The sequence below is a fragment of the Frankia sp. CcWB3 genome (genome assembly GCF_977927595.1).
Genome location: NZ_CDWRCK010000070.1, coordinates 1 through 17,997 on the forward strand (window position 1 = coordinate 1; position 17,997 = coordinate 17,997).

Here is a 17,997-nt window from a genome sequence, read left to right on the forward strand (position 1 = left end):
GGGGACCGTCTTCCTCGGGCGGGGCAGGCCGGACGTCGCCGAGTACGCCGGCCGGCTCGTCGCGGTCAAGGTCATTCGACCTGACCTGGCCCGGGTGCCCGAGTTCCGGGCCCGGTTCCGCCGGGAGGCCGACATCGCGCGCCGGGTCGCCCGCTTCTGCACCGCCGAGGTACTCGATGTCGTCGATCCGCCGGGCGGGCGGCCCTACCTCATCACCGAGTACATCGACGGCCTCACCCTCGCCCAGACGGTGGCCGCGGCCGGCCCACTGCGGTCGGCCGACCTGGAGCGCGTCGCGGTCAGCGTGGCCGCGGCGCTGACCGCCATCCACGGCGCCGGCCTCGTACACCGTGATCTCAAGCCGTCCAACGTGCTGCTCTCAGCCTTGGGCCCCCGCGTCATCGACTTCGGCATCGCCCGGGCGCTGGACGCCCCGACGATGCTCAGCCAGGAGATCCAGCGGATCGGTACACCGGCGTTCATGGCCCCGGAGCAGGCCAACGGCGAGCCGGTGACGGCGGCGGCGGACGTCTTCGCATGGGGTGGCCTGGTGACCTATGCGGGCACCGGCTCCTTCCCCTTCGGGGACGGGCCGACGCCGGTGCAGCTCTACCGCGTTGTACACCGCGAACCACTGCTCGACGGTCTCGCTCCAGCCCTGCGGCCGATCGTCGAAGAGGCCATGCGCAAGGACCCGGCCACCCGGCCGAGTGCCCAGGAACTGTTCCTGCGTCTGGTCGGAATGGGCCCGACCACGCATCCCGACCCGGAGGTGACCCGCGTCATCCGTGCCGGGGCATCGATGCCCGCGCCCCCGCAACGGACCGACCCGGACCGCTCCGCGCCCGGACAGAGATCGGATCCGCCCACCGAGGCCGAGTTGGAGGGACCGCCCGGCGCGGGTCGTGACGAGACCGGGGACGAACCCACCGGGCTAGCGGCGACCGGAGGCAGGGCGAACCGGGGCTTCACGCCCGTCGACCCTGATCCGGGCGGGTCTGCCTCGGGCGAGCCGGTCGGCGCCGGGCCGCCCGTCGACCCGTCGGCACGGGACCGCGGCCGGTGGAACTGGCGCCGCGTCGCGCTGCTGGCCGCCCCGGTCCTCGCGGTCCTGCTCATCGCGGCCCTCATGCCATTCGCGCTCACCACCGGCAGTGACCGGCGGCCGAGCCGGGAGGAGACGGCCGCTCGCGTCGCTCTGGCCGCCGAGGCCGTCCGCAGCTCTGATGCGGACCTGGCCGCCCGGCTGTCCCTGGCGGCCTACCGCATCAGCCCGGTGTGGGAGGCCCGCGCCGGGCTGCGCACCTCCTTCGCCGCCGCGACGGCGACGGTGCTCGACGGGCACACGCAGTCGGCGCTCGGTATGGACATCAGCCGGGACGGGCGCCTGCTGGCCTCGACCGGTGCCGACAACCTCGTCCAGCTGTGGGACATCTCCGCGCGTTCCCATCCGGTGAAGCTCGCCACCCTGGCCAGGCACACCTCGTGGACGCTCGACGCGGCGTTCAGCCCGGACGGACGGCTGCTCGCCACGGTCAGCTACGACCGATCGGTGATCCTGTGGAACCTCAGCGATCCGCGCCGCCCCGTCGAACTCTCCGTCATCCTCGGGCACAACGGCTGGGTGCTCGACGCCGCGTTCAGCCCGGACGGGAAGCTACTCGCCACCTCGGGCTATGACAACACGGCCCGGCTGTGGGACGTCACCGATCCGCGCCGCCCCAGTCAACTGTCCGTGCTCGACCGCCACACCAGTTGGGTGAACGAGGTCGCGTTCAGCCCGAACGGTCACCTGTTGGCGACCGCCAGCGCCGACCGGACGGCCCGGCTGTGGGACGTCACCGATCCGCGCCGGCCGCGACCGCTCACGGCCATCACCGCGCACACCGACTACGTGTGGGCGGTCGCCTTCAGCCCGGACGGCCGGCGCCTCGCCACGGGCGCCTATGACGGTACGGCCCGAATCTGGGACATCACCAACCCGTCCCGGCCGGCGGCCACCGCCTCCTTCCCTGCCGACGAGAAATGGGTGTTCGACGTGGCGTTCAGCCCGGACGGCAGGACCCTGGCCACCGCGGGCTGGGACACCACGGTGCACCTGTGGGATGTCACCGAACCGGGCCGGCCGCCGGCGATCGGCACCATCACCGGGCACGGGGACTGGGTCCAGGCCCTGGCGTGGACACCGGACAGCCAGGGCATCGCCACGGCAAGCGACGACTACACCGTGCGCATCAGCCGGATCGGTGACGCCGACCTGATCGCCGCCGCGTGCGCCGACCCGTCGAAGCAGATCACCGATGCCGAATGGCAGCGCCACATCTCGGACGTGCCCTACCAACCGGTCTGCTGACCACCCGAGGTCCGGTCCGAGGTCCGGTCCCACGGCGGTCGCCGCGTGCCCGGCGGCGCTGCCGGCGGGGGTGGCGCCGGGGCGGCCGAGCGGCGCCGCAGAGCGGGCAGGGCGCCACGACCCGCGACACCGCTCTCGGCGATCCGCGTCTGCACCCTCGCCAGGCGGTCCTGTCCGGTGGTGCTCAGCCGGGACCGCAGCACCGAGTTCGCGATCCGCGCGACCTGCATCAGCTTGGGCTCGTCGACGTCCGCGGCCGCCCAGTGGCTCTGGGCCCACCGCTCCTCGCGTTCCTGCTCGTGCCGGCGGAGCTCGGCGACCTCCTGCTCGAGCTGGGCGATGCGGTGCAGGTGCTCAAGCTCGATCGCCGCGAGCCGGCTGCGCTCGTCGTCCAGGCGCGCCCACTCCCGCTGCCGCGCCCGGGCGACCGCGGCCGCGGTGTCCTGCAACCGCAGGACGTGCAGGTAGAGGTCGATGCGGTTGCGTTCCAGGCGGGAAAGTAACCGGTTGGACACCCACGGAGTGAGCAGGTCGGCGACGCGACGCGCCCAGGGAGCCCGCCGGTCGATCACCACGCCCAACCCGAAGATCGGTGCCACGGTGAAGAAACGCAGGTCGGGGTGGTCGGCGACGAAGTCCTCGACGGCCGTGCGCACCCCGTTACGCGGACCGCCCTCGGTCAGCGCCCAGGCGAAGGCTCCCATGCCCCGAAATCCCCCGGGAACCGTCTCCCTGTTGTCGATCTCGACACCGACGTCCCACGAGTGCGGCTGCCGGGCGTCCTCGGGAATGCGGTCGGGGTTGTAGTACTGGTCGCGCCGGCCGGCCGGCCAGCCGACGTCGTGCAGGATCACCAGGGGAAAGTAGGACCGGCCGAACAAGGTGACCGCGCGGTCGATCTCGGTGAGCTCGCCGTGCACGGTGGCGTAGTTGTGGTCCCCGTCGATGAGGTAGGCGTCGGTCGGCGCGTGGCCGTCGAGCGCCTGCGGGCTGTGCCCCCGGATCACGTGCACGTCGAGGCCCCCGCCGGAGGCCGGCGACACCCCGGGCTCGGGATCGATGACCACTAACCGCCCGCCACCGCCACGGCGCAGCAGGTCGACGAGGAGCGAGGTGGTGACCCCGCTCTCGGAACCGATCTCCGCGATGCTGCGCGCCCCGGACGCCTCCAGCAGCGGCACCCAGATCTCGCGCAGATCGGACAGGGAGTGCAGGAGCAGGGGCGCCAGCGTGGGTTCGGCGGCGTCCCCGACCTCGACGGCGTGATCGCCCTGCCGGGTGAGCGCCGTGCCTGGTCCGGTGCCCGGTCGGGTGCCTGGTCCGGTGCCCGGTCGGGCCTCGAGGTCCGTTCCGGCGTCCATTCCGGCGGCGACGGCGGCGAGCTCGGCGAAACTGTCCCGAACCTCGCTGCGCTCTGAGTCCGGGCGGTCCGTCACCGCGGTCCCCCGAGCTCGCGCCGGATCTTGCGGGCCGCCCGCAGCGGCAGACCGTCGCGGGCGGGCTCCGCCGCGGGCAGAGCCAGCGGATCACCCCAGATGCCCATCCAGCCGAACGCCAGCTCGACGTCGAGGGCGTAGACCCCGGCGAGCTGCGGCTGCGTGGCGAGGTCGATCGTGTAGACGAACTGTGGGTCGTCCCCGGTGATCTCCACGAGGTTCGGCTGGAGCAGCCGGCCGCCGAGGAGTGCGAGCCGCTGGGCGGGATCGTCCAGCGAGGTGATGGTTATCTTGTCCGGCTCTGGGGTGTTGTTGATATGAAAGGACAGCGTCAGCCAGTCCAGGCGGAGCAGACCGCGCCGACCCGCCGGGTCGATGCGGATCCGGCGTGCCCCGACCGCCTCCAGGCTGAGCCGGACGATCGACAGGCCGTCGCGGGCCGACCGGGTGACCGCCGTCTCCTTCGGACCATTGACGAAGTCCCCGCCCGTGTCGATGTAGACCTCCACGGGCCCCGCGGCGGCCTCGGGCGAGACCTCCTCCGGCGGGATGCCCGCGGCGGCGGCCAGCCCGCTGATCACCGCCAGCGGCCGGTTCGCGACCCCGGCCACCCCGGCGGGCCAGTAGAGCTCACGCATGGAGATCCGGTCGATGTCGGCCGGGGTGAGGTACGGCATCCGGCGGACCAGCTCCGGCGGCAGCAGGCCCTCGGTGGCGTCGGAGCCGAAGTTGTCGTCGTGCGCCCAGGCACCGAAGGCCGCGGCCTCCACCGCGGTCGGCCGGGCGACGAAGCGGGTCAACGTCCGCAGCCCCGCCTGGCGCGCCCCGGCGCAGGCCAGCGACGGCATCGGGGTCTCCGAGCGCCGGTAACGCAGCCATTCCCGCTGGAAGGCCAGGACGCCGTCCTGGACGGCGGCTCGCTGGGCGACCTGCGTCCGCGAGGTCCGGTCGATGCTGAGCACCGGATTACCCATCTCGTCGAAGGAGACCAGTGACCCGACGTCGGGCATGCAGAGCTGCTCGAGTACCTCGGGGCTACGCATGAGCTGGTTCGCCAGGGTCTCGGGCTGACCGCTTGTCGCAAGATATCCCTCCAGCTCCAGACCGGCCAACCGGTGCGTCATCGCCGCCTGGTTCGTAGCCAGGTACAGGCCGAGGATGTCCAGCCCGCGGCCGGTGGAGGCGAGCAGCCGGGTGAGCAGCGCCTGGATGGTCCCGCCCCAGCCCAGGTCGAGGAAGACGACCCGGCCGCTCTCGGGTAGCTGGCTGTCGAGGTAGCGCACGTAACGCTCACGCAGGCGGGACGCGGTCAGCACGATCTCGCTGCGGATCCGCTCATCGGAACAGAGCGCCTCGAGGGTGTCGTCGAGCAGGCCGGGCACGTCGAGGCGGCGGTCGGCCAGCGCCGAGATGCCGGCGACGTTCTCCAGCCGGACCCCGAGCTGGCGCAGCAGCTGCCCCACACTCGGCGCGTGCCGACGGACCAGGAAGCTCCTGAGCTCCTCGGGGTTGCCCTCGAAGACGTTGGCCAGCGCGCACACCTGCCGCGACGCCCACAGCGTCGAAATGGTGACCCCGACATCCTCGCCGGGACCGACGAGCAGGCGGGAAAGGAAGTCACCCTCCCGCATCAGGCAGTGGATGTGGTCGGCGCCGAAGTCACGGGCCCGTTCCACGGCCCACTCCGCGAAACCGGTGAAGACCGGCCCGAAGACCGTCGCGCCGGCCTCCCAGTACCGGCGCAGCCCCGCGGGGACCGCGAGGGCGTCGGCACGGTGCAGTGACCGGGCCCGCAACGCGGTCATCCCGTAGTCGCCGTCCACCGGGTCGATCGGGAGGTCGTCGCTCGGCGCCTTACGCAGACCCTCGAGCTCGAGGGTCTGCTCCAGCGCCCCGGAGTACTTCGGGTAATGGATGGCGACAAGCCCGTGCTCGCGGGCGCCCTCGACGTCGGCGACGGGGTGGTCGCCAAGGTGCACGACCCGGGACGGCTGCAGGTTCGACGCGGCGAGCATGTGCTGGAACAGCCCGTCGCTCTTCGACGTCCCCGCGTCGGAGGAGGTGAAGATGTGGGTGAAGGGCACGCCGGCCAGCTCCGGCCGGTTCAGCAGCCGTTCGAGCTGGCCGGCCGAGAAGTACGTGTCGGACAGCAGGTAGACCGGCAGGCCGAGCTTCGTCATGGCGAGCTCGGCGAGCTCCACCACGGCGAGGTCGGCGCGGCAGAGCTCGCGTTCGACCGCGACCTCGGCGTCCAGGAGGTCCTGGACGCCGGGGGCACCGGGCAGCGCCGGCAGCAGCAGCTGCCAGATCTCGTCCAGCCGCACCTCATGGGTACCGCGGGTGGCCCTGGCGTGCAGGCGGGCCAGCTGCTCGGCGTGGACCCGCAGCCGGGCGAACTCGCCCGGGGAGACGCTGGCGGGCAGGTGGCCCGCGTCCGCGAGCCGCCGGCCCAACAGCACGAAGGCATGGGCGGGCTCTGGCACCATGCGCCACAGGAGGGTGTCGAAGACATCCAGAGTCAGGGCCTGTGCCCCGCCCGACTCCAGGTGCGACCACACTTCGCGTAGCCGGACGTCGGTGAACACGACCGTCCTCTCCGTGCGGCCGGTTACGACCGCTCCATGCGGCCGGTTACGGCCGCCTCCGCCGGGTCAGCCACGACGGCCGGCGTGCGTCGGGATTCTCCCGCGCGGCCTCGGCCGGCCGAAGCCAGATGGACGGATCAATACTATGAACCGTGCTCTGGCCGTCGGCCACCGGAGTGGGTGGCGTCGCCCGCCCGGCGATGGCACGGTACCGTCCGATTCTGACGAGAAGCGGGCCAGTTCGACCCTATACACCATTGATTATTCATCCACAAGCAGGGCGATACTCTCGGTAGCCGGAAAAGACGGCCGGCCGGGTCGCGGAACCCGCTTGGACGTGGGACGAACCAGGGACGCCTCGGTCTCGGTAGTGTTCAGGTCCCCGGAGTGTCGAGCCGAAGTGTCGAGGAGGAGCGGACAGGTGCAGCTCCAGTCGCGCCATAGCGGCGAGCGGTACCCGCGCATTCGGGAGACGGGGAGGGCGGGCCGTGTCACATCTGGCTGACGCCGCGCTGCCGGCGGGGGCGCCGATGGCTCCGTCCGCCCCGGAGCCGGAGACCGGGCCGCCCGGGCCGCCCGGGCCGGAGCACTATCACGCGCTGGACTCGAGTCGGCTGGCCCGTCGCAGCCGGGCCCAGACGAGGGTGCGCTGGGAACTGCTGCGCAATCTCATCCGCAAGGATCTCAAGATCAAATACAAGGGATCGACGCTGGGATTCGCCTGGTCACTGGCGAATCCGATGCTCCTTCTCGTCGTGTATACCTTCGTGTTCCAGATCGTGCTGAAATCAGGAATCCCCCGCTTCGGTATTTACCTGATGTCCGGGCTGCTCGTCTGGAACGCCTTCTCGGGCAGCGTGTCCGCGTCCTGCGGCAGCGTCGTGGCGAACGCGAACCTCGTCAAGAAAGTCCGCTTTCCCCTCGCCGTGCTCCCCCTGTCGGCGGTCGGCTTCGCCGCGGTGCACTTCCTGCTGCAGCTGCTGGTCCTGTTCGTGGTGATCCTCGCGCTCGGCTACAGCCTGCTCGGCCCCGAGCTGCTGCTGCTCGTCCCGGCCGGAGCCGTCGCCCTCACCTTCACCGTGGCGCTGTCCCTGCTGGTCAGCGCGCTCAACGTGCGTTACCGCGACACCGCCCATCTGCTCGACGTGGCGCTGCTCGCCTGGTTCTGGCTGAATCCCATGGTGTACGCCTTCGGCCTCATCCAGAACAGGTTGGCCGACCTGACCTGGGTGTACCTGCTCAACCCGATGGCCGTCGTGGTCATCACGTTCCAGCGGGCGATCTACGATCCACCCCCGGGTAACTCGACGGGTTCCGCCCCCATCCTGGCGAACCCGGGATACACGTTCTACCTGGAACATCTCGCCGTCGCCGGAGTGATCTCCCTCGTCCTGCTGTGGCTGGGGCTGCACGTGTTCCGCGCCCTGCAGGCGGACTTCGCCGAGGATCTGTAGTCGGCCCGTGGCGGACCGGCCCTGTCCTCGTCGCCCGCCGAAGGCCCCGGGAGCCAGCACGCCGACCGCGGTGCGATCATGATGGGACGTCCGCAGGCGGCCAGCAAGGAGTAGCAGTAGTGGCCCGACACTCGTCCGCGTACCCGCCGAGCCCCGCCGCCCCGCCCGAGGGCAGGGAGGCCGCCGCGCCACCCGGCCCGGCGCGCGAGGCGCCCGTGGTGATCGAGGCCGCCGGAGTGAGCAAGAAATTCGTCTCCTACCACAACCGGGCGACCAGTCTGAAGGAACGGTTCGTCCGTCGGGGCGGCCCCGCCGGGGACGACTTCTGGGCACTGCGCGACATCGACGTGACGATCGGGCGAGGCCAGACGGTCGGTCTCGCCGGTGCGAACGGCTCGGGCAAGTCGACGCTGCTCAAGGTGCTCACCGGGATCCTGCGCCCGACGGACGGACGGGTCGCGGTGCACGGTCGGATCGCCTCGCTGCTCGAACTCGGTGCCGGGTTCAACGGCGAGCTTTCCGGCCGGGACAACGTCTACCTCAACGCGTCCCTGCTCGGGCTGTCCAAACGGGAGATCGATCAGCTCTTCGACTCCATCGTCGACTTCTCCGAGCTGCGCCACAAGATCGACGATGATGTCAAGCACTACTCGTCGGGCCAGTACGTCCGCCTCGGCTTCGCCGTCGCCGTGCACGTCGACCCGGACGTGCTGCTCGTCGACGAGGTCCTGGCCGTCGGGGACGAGGCGTTCCAGCGCAAGTGCCTGGCCAAGATCGCCGAATTCCGGGCGCAGGGCCGCACGATCCTGTTCGTGACGCACTCCCTCGACCTCATCGAGAACATGTGCGATCGCATCCTGGTCCTGGAGTCCGGGTCGCTGTTCTTCGACGGCCCGCCGGCCGTGGGTACCAAACTGCTGCGGCAGAAGCTGGGCAGCCTGCCCGCGGGGGAACCGGTCTCCTACCAGTACGCCACGGTCAGGCCGGAGTCGGTCACCTTCAGCCACAAGCCGGGCGGACTGCCCACCGTGCAGTACGGCCCCGGCGAGTCCCTCACCGTCAGCGTCGAGTTCGACGTCACCGAGGGTGCCCCCGAGCACGTGTACCTGCACACCTACATCGTCGGCCAGAGCGAGGTACCGATCTGGATGATGGAGACGCCACCCGGCGGGCTCGCCATCGGGCCGGGCCGCCACATCGTCGACTTCTCGGTACCACGCCTGCCCGAACTGCTCGGCGCCTTCGCGGTGAAGGTGCACGTCTCGGACGCCGCCACCGGCGCCCCGGTCACCACCCGCCGGTTCGAGGAGCTGTTCGGCGTCGGTGGTGCGCAGGCGGACGGACTGCTCAAGGTCGACTACGATGCGAGGTTGCGCGGATGAGCGAGAAACGCCCGACCCGGCCGGCGGCGGGATCAGCCGCCGAGTCGAAGACCGCCGAGCCGCTGGCGACCATCGTGATCGTCAACTGGAACGGCGCACATCTCCTCCCGGCCTGCCTGGACGGCATCGCCAAGCAGGAGGCGGATTTCGCCTACCAAACCTGGGTAGTCGACAACGCCTCGTCCGACGGCTCACGGGAGCTGCTCGCCGAGCGATACCCCTGGGTACACGTGGTGCCCGCGGAGCGCAACCTCGGTTTCGCCGGCGGCAACAACCTGGCGCTGCGCCAGGTCACGACGCCCTTCGCGGTCCTGGTGAACAACGACGCGATCCCCGAGCCCACCTGGCTCGCCGCGCTGCTGGCGCCGTTCGACGAGCCCGGCGGCCGGCATCTCGGCGCCACCACCGGCAAGGTCGTCTTCCTCCCCCGGTTCCTGCGGATCAGGCTGCACACGCCGACCTTCGTCCCGGGTCCGCACGACTCCCGCGAGCTGGGAGTGCGGGTGTCCTCGGTGACGGTGAACGGGCGCGAGGCGCTGCGCGAGGTGCTCTGGGAGAAACTCACCTACGGTGCCGAGGGACCGAGCGGCTCGCCGTACTTCTGGACCCGAGGGGACGGCGAACTGTGCGTGCCGATCCCCGACGGCGGCCCGGTCACCCTCGGGTTCACCTGGGCGGCGGAATCGCGCAAACAGGTCACCCTGAGCTGGGACGGCCCGACGGGCACGTCGGCCGGAGGGCGGGCGGACCTCGCGGTGGGCCCCGAGTCGACGACGGTGTCGCTGACCGTCGGCGGTGAGGCGCCGCGGGTGGACGTCATCAACAACGTCGGCGGCATCGTCCTGACCGACGGTTACGGTGCCGACCGCGGTTACCAGCAGGTCGACGCCGGCCAGTTCGACCAGCCGGAGGACGTGTTCACCGCCTGCGGGAACGGGATGGCGATCCGCTCGCCGCTCGGCCACGAGCTCGGCTGGTTCGACGACGCGTTCTTCCTCTACTACGAGGACACCGACCTGTCCTGGCGGATCCGGGCCCGCGGGTACGGCATCCGCTACGTCCCGGGGGCGGTGCTGCGTCACATCCACTCGGCGTCGAGCGTCGAATGGTCACCGCTGTTCGTCTTCCACACCGACCGCAACCGGCTGCTGATGCTCACCAAGGACGCGACCGCGCCGATGGCGTTGGCCGCCGTGATCCGCTACCCGCTGACCACGGTCTCGATCGCGGTGCGCACGCTGCGCCAGGCACAGCGCGCGCGCAGCCGACCCGCGATCCGACCGACCCTGCTGCGGCTGCGAGTGTACGGCTCCTACCTGCGGCTGCTGCCCGACATGCTGCGGGCCCGGCGCGAGATCGGGCGCAGCGCCGCGCAACGGCGGGCGAGCCTGCAGAGCTGGCTGGTGTCCCGATGAACGATCCCGCGAGAGCCGGCCAACCGGCCGAGAACGACCAACCGGCCGGCGACGCACCGGCCGAGGGCGACCGACCGGCCGGCGGGGTGCGGGCGGCGGTCTACAACCGGTTCTGGCACTCCATGGGCGGCGGGGAACGCCACAACGGCATGATCGCCCAGGTACTGGCCGCCGAGGGCGCCGCGGTCGACCTCCTCGGGCACTCCGAGGTCGACCTCGCGGCGCTCGGCGAGCATCTCGGGCTGGATCTCGCCGGCTGCCGGTACGTACGGTTGCCGGACCGGGGCGAGGAGGCCATCGCCGTCCTCTCCGGGCGCTACGACCTGTTCGTGAACGGTTCGTACATGAGCCGGATCATGCCGAAGGCCCGCCACTCGGCGTACCTGTGCTTCTTCCCGACGCCGTTCGACCACGACATGGCGGCCTGGCGTAAGGCCGCGGTCCGCACGGCCGGGCCGCTGCTGCGCGGGGTTCGCCCGGCGGTGAGCTTCGGCCAGGGCTGGTACCCGCCGGAGGGCGGCCGCCGCCGGCAGTGGACCTGGACGAACGGGGCGGGCATCCTCGCTGTCAGCCCGGGCGAGCGGCGCACCCTGCGCGCCGATATCGGCCGGCCCGGCGCGCCCGTCGGCACGGCCTTGCGCCTCCTCGACGCCGACGGCAGCGTGCTGGCCAAGCTGCAGATCGGCACCGACTTCACCCCGTTCGAGGTATCGCTGCCGCCGTCGGCGAACGGTACCGAGCTCACCCTGGTCAGTGACGCGTTCTCGCCGGGCGCGGCGGACGTGCGCGAACTCGGCGTGGCGGTGAGCCGGCCCCGGGTCACCGACGGTGGCGAGGGGCCGATCGCCCGGCTCCCGCTGCGTTTCCCCTGGCTGCTGCGGGACCCGGCCGACCTCGGCTACCTCGACGGCTACAACGTGGTCATGGCCAACTCGCGGTTCACCCGCGGCTGGATCCGCCGGTTGTGGAAGCGCGACGCCGACCTGCTGTTCCCCCCCATCCAGGTGGAACGGCTGCATCCGGCGCCGCGGCGGGAGAAGGCCGTCGTCACCGTCGGCCGGTTCTTCGCCCCCGGCCTCGGCCACGCCAAGCGACAGCTGGAGATGGTGCAGTGGTTCGGCGACCTGTACCGCGCGGGCGACCTGCCCGACTGGACGATGCACGTCGTCGGCGGCTGTGAGGACTCTCAACTGCCCTACCTGGAGCAGGTCCGGGCGGCCGGCGCGGGGCTGCCGGTGCAGATCCATCCCAACGCCCCGCGCGCCGAGGTCGAACGGCTGCTCTCGACCAGCTCGGTGTTCTGGTCGGCCACCGGGTACGGCGAGGACGACGACCGGCGTCCCTGGACGGCGGAGCACTTCGGGATGACCACCGTCGAGGCGATGGCCGGGGGCTGCGTTCCCGTCGTCATCGACCGGGCCGGCCAGCGAGAAATCGTCCGGCACGGGGTCGACGGCTACCGATGGACCGGCTCGGAGCAGGTTGCCTCCTTCACTCGCCGGCTCGCCGCCGAGGACGGTCTGCGCGGTCGGCTCGCCGCCGCGGCGATCGAACGCGCCCAGACCTTCTCCGATGCGGCGTTCGCGCGGCAGTGGCGGGAGATCGCCACCCGGCACGGGCTGTACGAGCGGTGAAGCGGCGCGGTGTGGCGTGGCACTCCCGGAAAGGAGGGGGTGATCCCGGCATGAGGGTCGTGCTGGACGGCACGCCGTTGCTCGGGCAACGCACCGGGGTCGGCCGTTACACCGAGCATCTGCTGACCGGGCTCGCCCGGCTCGCCACCGAGCCCGGGTGGGAAGCCGGGGCCGGGTGGGAAGCCGGGGCCGGGTGGGAACTCGCGGCGACGGCGTTCACCTGGCGCGGGTTGGGCGAGCTCCCGGGCGCGCTGCCGGCCGGGGTGCGAACGGCGGCCCGGCGGGCAGCGGCCCGGCTGTTGCAGGACGCCTGGGCCCGCTCGGAGTACCCGCCCGTCGAGTGGCTCACCGGCCCCGCCGACGTCATGCACGCGACGAACTTCGTCCTTCCACCCCTGCGCCGGGCCCGCGGTGTGCTGACCATCCATGACCTGTCCTACCTGCGTACCCCGGACACGGTGACGGGGGCGTCCGCCCGCTACAGCGATCTGGTCCCCCGCGGCCTGCGCCGGGCGTCCGCCGTGCTGACGCCCAGCCGCGCGGTGGCCGACGAGGTGGTGACGGCCTACCGGCTCGACCCCGCACTGGTGACCCCGACGCCGCTCGGCGTCGACGACGCCTGGTTCACCACGGCGAAGCCGAGCCTCGCCTGGCGCAGGGCCCGTGGCCTGCCCGAGCGGTACCTGCTGTTCGTCGGTTCGGTGGAGCCCCGCAAGAACCTCCCGGCGCTGCTGGAGGCGGTCCGCCGACTGCACGCGGCGAAAATCGACGCTCCGCCGTTGGTGCTCGTCGGGCCTCCGGGGTGGGGACCGGCGCTGGACCTGGCGAACCTGCCGTCCGACGCCGTCGTCGCCGCCGGTTACCTCGACAGCGAGGCGCTGCGGACGACCGTCGCCGGAGCGAGCGTGCTGTGCTTCCCGTCCCGGTACGAGGGCTTCGGTCTACCCCCCCTGGAGGCGCTCGCCGCCGGGACTCCGGTGGTCGCCGCCGACATCCCGACCGTGCGGGAGGTCACCGCCGCTCTCGTCGACGTCGCCGCCCCCGCCGGCCGGACCCCTGGCCAGGCCCCCGGACGGGCCATCACCCGGCCCAGCAGTCCGGTGCGGCTCGTTCGGCAGACCGACCGCGACTCGTTCGCCGACGACCTCGCCGAGGCGATCCTGGAGCTGCTCGACTCCCCCGGCGACACCGACGCCGGCCGGGCGCACGCCCGCACGTTCACCTGGCGGCGCACCGCGCAGCTCACCGCGGCCGTCTACCGCCGGGTCACCGAGCTTCCATAACGCGACAACGAGCAGGACACCGCCGAGAACGGCCCATCCCGCCAGGCACGACAGCCCGAGGTCGGGCGGGCCCGGGGCCGTCTGGTCCCAGGCGGCCCGCAGCCGGTCCAGGTTCGCCAGCGGGGCGAGCGCGGGCCGCTTGAATGCCAGGTCACGGATGAGCATGACCACGGTGAGCGCCGCCAGCGCGGCGACGACCGCGACCGTCGGCAGGCCGCGGCGGCCCAGCGGCAACGACCCGCAGCAGGCCGCGACGACGAAGGCGAGGATCGGCAGCATCGGCAGCAGGTACCGGGTGAACGGCGCGCCTCCGACGGCGACGTATCCCACCAGGGTGGCGACGACGAGCAGGCAGTGCAGGGTGAGCAGAAGGCCGATGACGACGCTGCCGGCCAGCCGGCCTCCCGGCGGATCCGCCTCGGAGTGCCCGTCGTCCACCCCGTCGTCCACCGGCCGGGCCTCGGTGGTACCCGCGATCCGGGCGGCCGGGCGTGCAGCGGTCCGCAGCCGGGCGCCCAGGACCCGAACCCCCGCCGCCACCAGGCCCGCGCCGGTCACGACCGCGACCCCGACGGCGATCGTCCGGGCGTGACCGGTCAGCAGGACGGGACGTCCGAAGAACCCGCGGTAGGCGTGCCACCAGAAGTCGCTGTCACGTAATACCTGCCAGGCCGACGTCCGCCCATCGCGGATCGGGAACATCTCGGCGACCCGGCCCGAGGCGGTGGGATCGCCGTACCGGCGCACGTTACGCAGGTAGAACCAGCCGGTCGCGGCGAAAGTCAGCGCGACGAGCGTGACCGCGGCCGTTAGGCCACGCCCGGCTCGCCGCAGCCGGCCACCGGACGTCCGCATCGAGACGGCGGCACCGAAAGCCGGGACGACCACCGCGACGGCCAACGCGCCACTGGCCCGACTCGCCGCCGCGGCCGGGCCGAGCACCGCCAGCGCCGCCAGGGTCCGCGGCCCCGGTCCCCGGCGGATGATCGCGACGGCCACCGCGAGCAGGCCGGTAATGGTCGCCACCGCCAGGGTGTCGTTGTAGACCTGGCCGGAGATGAGGACGAACATGCCGACCACGCCGACGATCGCCGCCGCGCCGACGGCGACACCGGGCCGCCCCGGCAGCACACCGCGGACCAGCGCCGCGGTCGCGATCACCGCGATGATCCCGAACGCCACGTTGAGAAGGCGGGCGGCCCGGAAACCGGCCAGCGGATGATCCAGCGCGACGCCCGTCCGGAGCGGGACGGCCTCGACCGCGTAGAACAGCGGTGGATGGTTCGCGGTGTAGGTGAGGTCGACATTCGTCAGTGGTCGGCCGAGGCGCGCCCCGCAGAGCCGATCGACGTGGGAGGCCACCGCGGCCCGCGCCTGCTGCGGCGACACCACGCAGTCGGCGGGCAGTCCCGGCATGCTCGGGATGCGGGAGTGCACGGGCGAGTCGAGCACGGGCAACGAGCCGTCAGCGACGACGAACGCGTAGGCGGTGTGCTGTGCCTCGTCGGCCGAGGTGAAGGGAGGCACGACCGCGGCGACGAGCACGCCGAGCGCGGAGAAAACCATGCCGGCCGCGACCACCCCGGTCACAAGCCAGCGCCGCCCCGGATCCGACACCCGCCGGACCTCCGACACCCGCCAGGCCTCCGGCGCCGCACCGGTCCCAGGCACCTGCGTGGAGGTTTCGACCGCCTGCCACGCATCCCCGCCAGGCACGTCGGCAACCCTCTCAGCATCGGCCGGGCGGTGTCGTCCCGACTACCACGCCACAACGCCGGTCAGCCCGTCGAACATCAGCGACGATCGTTTGGCGGATACGACGGTATCGTCCGCTTGGCGTCAGCTGTCCGGCGGTCCGTTATCCGGCGGCCGGCGCTCTCCGGCGGTCCGGGTTTGGAGCGCGGCAACGAATCCGGCCACGCCCAGGATCGCGGCCGATCCGATCGGCCCGATGACCGCGGCGAGGTAGCGGTAGTCGAATCCGGAGGTCAGCGCGGACAGCACAAGGGTCGACAGGCCGGCCCCGGCGGCCAGCCAGAACAGCCGCCCGACCCCCGGCCACGCTGCCGTCACCCCGCTCCTGCGCACCCGGCGAACGGCCTCGAGCAGTACTGCCGCGAGACCCGCCAGCAGGCCCAGGCCGACGAGCGGCATCGGAGCGTAGGCCAGGCGGGAGTAGACGGCCAGCCAGCCCGCCGCGGGGTTGTGCACCTCGGTCGCGACGAAATAGCCGTCGTCGGCATGCGGATCGTCCGGGGTCAGCACGTTGGTCACGCTGGACGGCAGTTCCCAGGTGTCCGCCCGCGAGGTCTTCGTCGTCTCATGCCGGACCGGGGAGAGATAGCCGACGAGGTACCGGGCCGACGTCGTCACCAGCATCCACGGCTGGTCACGCACGACCTCGCCCGCGAACTCGGCCGCGAGGTCCTCCCGTCCCGGTGGGATGTGCCGGTGCCCCTGGCGCAGAGGGGAGTCGGCCGGCCACAGGTAGCGAACCGGCGAACCGCGCTGGTCGACCGGCCGTGGGTCGCACAGGGTGCGCAGGTCCGCTCGCGACAGCGCGGAACAATCCGCGAACGGCGCCACCCGCCCGTACAGGAAGAACCCGGAGTGCGCGGAAACGGCGAAGCCCCCTCCCGCCGAGGCGCTCCACCCAGAGTAGGCCAGGATCGGCGCGGCGGCGGCCAGCGCGAAGGCGAGGACGGGTCGGGCCACCCGAGGAGCGGCAACCGACCCGGCCCGGGAAGTCGCGCGCCGCCGGTCGGCCAGCACGGTGCCGAGCAGGACGACCAGGCCGACCGCCAGCGGGCCGTAGCCCACCGTCCGCACGCACAGGCAGGCTCCGAGCAGCAGGCCGGCGGCGGCGCAGGCAACGGGCCGAGGGCGTCCCGGTAACGCGAGCAGCGCCACGCCGACCGAGACGAGAACCCCGAACAGGCTGTCGGCGAGGACGAACTGGCCGAGGTCCAGCACCCACGGGGAGAGCAAGGCGGGGGTGGCGGCGAGGGCGGCGAGCCACGGCCGGCGAGCAACCCGCAACGCCACCGCATAGAGCGCCACCACCGCGCCCAGCGTGAGCAGGTGCTGGACGACGACGACCCGCGTCAGGTGGGCCTGCCCGTCGAGGATCCGCAGGAACATCGGGTAGCCCGACGGCCGCCAGTCGCCCGGCCAGATGTCCCGCCATGCCTGGTCGAGGTAGGCCGCCGAATCCCCGAGGTACATCAGCACGGGCGGGTAGGTGACGATCACCAGGACCCGGGCAGCGATCCCGGCGGCGACCAGCAGCAGAAAGACCGCGTGCCGACGGGGCGTCCCGCGCAGGCGCCGACGCGCGGTCGGAATCGCGGCTACTTGAGGACCTCCGCGGTCTCGTCGGACTCCGCCGAGCCCGGCGCCGCGGGCCGCGCGCCACCGACGGTGTTTCCCAGGCGGATCTCGGGCAGCAACCAGGCCAGCGCGAAGGCGCACAGACCGATCGGCACCGCCACCAGGAAGACGGTCTGCATCGCGTCCGAGAACGCCTGGACGAATCCGTCCCGGATCGTCGGGGGCAGCCTGTGGAGCACCTGGGGGGTGATGTTGGAACCGGAGGCGGACAGACCGGGTGGCAACGGGATGCCCGCGAACCGCTCGGCGAGGTTACCTCTGAGCTGGTTCGCGAAGATCGCGCCGAACACGGCGGTACCGAACGACCCGCCGATGAACCGGAAGAAGGTCGCACCCGAGGTGGCCACGCCCATCTGCCGGTAGTCGACAGCGTTCTGCACGGCCATGACCAGGACCTGCAGGACCGCGCCGATCCCGACCCCGAGAAGGAACATGGACAACGTGAGCTGCAGCGTAGAGATGTCGGGACTGATGAACGACAGCAGGAACAGGCCGATCGACATCATCGCGGTACCGACGACCGGGAAGATCTTGTAACGGCCCCACCGGCTGATGAGCCGGCCGGAGATGATCGAGCTGAGTAGCAGCCCACCCATCACCGGCAGCATCTGCAGGCCGGAGTCCGTCGGGTCGACTCCCTTCACCACCTGGAGGAACAACGGTAGGAAGACGATCGCGCCGAACATCGCGAAGCCGACGACGAAGCCGACCGCGCCGGCCACCGAGAACACCCGGACCCGGAACAGGGTCAGCGGCAGCACGGGTTCGACCGCCACTCGTTCGACGAACACGAACCCGACGAGGATCACAACTCCCGCGACGCCCATCCCGATGATCTCCGGTGATCCCCAGGCGTAGGTGGTGCCAACCAGGCTGGTCAGCAACACGAGGCTGGTCGTCGCCATGGCCAGGAGCACGGTGCCGAGGTAGTCGATGACGTGCCTGATGCGGTTCCTCGTCGCCGGGAGCGCCAACGCCGTCACCACCAGGGCGACCGCGCCCACCGGCAGGTTCACGTAGAAGACCCAGCGCCAGGAGAGATGGTCGACGAACAGGCCGCCGAGT

General features: G+C 71.9%; 10 protein-coding genes. 6 read left to right on the plus strand and 4 right to left on the minus strand.

Annotated elements, in window-relative coordinates; translation table 11 throughout:
- The coding region (locus ACY5KJ_RS07885) for a WD40 repeat domain-containing serine/threonine protein kinase (protein ID WP_462203081.1) at positions 1-2,353 on the plus strand (2,353 nt) is incomplete at its 5' end.
- Here ACY5KJ_RS07885 and ACY5KJ_RS07890 read toward each other — a convergent pair.
- A complete protein-coding gene (locus ACY5KJ_RS07890; protein ID WP_462203082.1) occupies positions 2,335-3,789 on the minus strand; it encodes a class I SAM-dependent methyltransferase in 1,455 nt (484 codons plus the stop codon). The two genes, ACY5KJ_RS07885 and ACY5KJ_RS07890, sit on opposite strands and share 19 nt — an antisense overlap.
- The gene (locus tag ACY5KJ_RS07895; protein WP_462186844.1) at positions 3,786-6,374 is read right to left on the minus strand and encodes an HAD family hydrolase; all 2,589 of its coding nucleotides are present in this window, start codon (positions 6,372-6,374) and stop codon (positions 3,786-3,788) included. The genes ACY5KJ_RS07890 and ACY5KJ_RS07895 overlap by 4 nt, the downstream gene beginning before the upstream one ends.
- Before the next feature lie 488 nt (positions 6,375-6,862).
- On the opposite strand from ACY5KJ_RS07895, the gene ACY5KJ_RS07900 reads away from it, so the two are divergent.
- From ACY5KJ_RS07900 to ACY5KJ_RS07920, 5 genes are all read left to right on the plus strand, one after another.
- Positions 6,863-7,828, plus strand: a complete 966-nt coding sequence (locus ACY5KJ_RS07900; RefSeq protein WP_462186845.1) for an ABC transporter permease — start codon at positions 6,863-6,865, stop codon at positions 7,826-7,828.
- Positions 7,829-7,947: 119 nt separating this feature from the next.
- Positions 7,948-9,210: an ABC transporter ATP-binding protein gene (locus ACY5KJ_RS07905; RefSeq protein ID WP_462203083.1), complete on the plus strand. Its 1,263-nt coding sequence runs from the start codon at positions 7,948-7,950 to the stop codon at positions 9,208-9,210.
- The gene (locus tag ACY5KJ_RS07910; protein ID WP_462203084.1) at positions 9,207-10,625 is read left to right on the plus strand and encodes a glycosyltransferase family 2 protein; all 1,419 of its coding nucleotides are present in this window, start codon (positions 9,207-9,209) and stop codon (positions 10,623-10,625) included. Before ACY5KJ_RS07905 ends, ACY5KJ_RS07910 begins: the two co-directional genes overlap by 4 nt.
- The gene (locus ACY5KJ_RS07915; RefSeq protein WP_462186849.1) at positions 10,622-12,259 is read left to right on the plus strand and encodes a glycosyltransferase; all 1,638 of its coding nucleotides are present in this window, start codon (positions 10,622-10,624) and stop codon (positions 12,257-12,259) included. Before ACY5KJ_RS07910 ends, ACY5KJ_RS07915 begins: the two co-directional genes overlap by 4 nt.
- Positions 12,260-12,309: 50 nt before the next feature.
- A complete protein-coding gene (locus tag ACY5KJ_RS07920) occupies positions 12,310-13,542 on the plus strand; it encodes a glycosyltransferase family 4 protein (RefSeq protein WP_462203085.1) in 1,233 nt (410 codons plus the stop codon).
- A gap of 1,839 nt (positions 13,543-15,381) precedes the next feature.
- On the opposite strand, the gene ACY5KJ_RS07925 is transcribed toward ACY5KJ_RS07920, so the two are convergent.
- Positions 15,382-16,794 carry a hypothetical protein gene (locus ACY5KJ_RS07925; RefSeq protein ID WP_462186852.1) on the minus strand — a complete coding sequence of 471 codons (1,413 nt, stop codon included), beginning with the start codon at positions 16,792-16,794 and terminating at the stop codon, positions 15,382-15,384.
- Positions 16,795-16,892: 98 nt separating this feature from the next.
- On the minus strand, positions 16,893-17,997 hold a 1,105-nt coding region (locus ACY5KJ_RS07930), incomplete at its 5' end, for an MFS transporter (protein WP_462203086.1).